This window comes from Streptomyces tateyamensis (assembly GCF_003205575.1).
GTDB classification, from domain to species: Bacteria; Actinomycetota; Actinomycetes; order Streptomycetales; family Streptomycetaceae; genus Kitasatospora; species Kitasatospora tateyamensis.
Genome location: NZ_PYBW01000150.1, coordinates 1 through 402, shown reverse-complemented (window position 1 = coordinate 402; position 402 = coordinate 1). Strand labels below are relative to the sequence as shown.

The window sequence follows — 402 nt, the reverse complement described above, 5'->3', positions numbered from 1 at the left end:
CCTGGACCAGGCCGGGGCCGCCCAGCCGATCAGCAGCATGGCGAAGCCGAGCTGCAGCAGGTGGCGGATCCAGTCGATGCCGGAGGTGTGCCGCACCCCGATCCAGCCGGAGACCGCGTTGCCCAGCCAGGCCCCCGCGGCACCGAGCAGCATGGTCAGCCACCAGGGGATCGCCTGCGGGCCGCGCAGCAGCAGCTTGGCGAGCAGACCGAGGACGAATCCGATCAGCAGGATCCAGATCAGTTGGAACATCGCACCGCACCTTTCCGGGCGTGAGTCTGTCGACATCATCACCCGCTGACCGTCCTCCCGCAGCCGGAGCCGCGCGCTGCGGGAACTGCGCCGATCGGCCCGTCGTCGAAGCGGTATGGGGAAACCGATTCTCTTCCTGGACGTGGACGG

Annotated in this window: 1 protein-coding gene; it reads right to left on the bottom strand. The window is 68.9% G+C overall.

Features of this window, described 5'->3' with window-relative positions; translation table 11 throughout:
* The coding region (locus C7C46_RS30090) for a GlsB/YeaQ/YmgE family stress response membrane protein (protein WP_110673094.1) at positions 1-252 on the bottom strand (252 nt) is incomplete at its 3' end.
* Positions 253-402 lie beyond the last annotated feature (150 nt).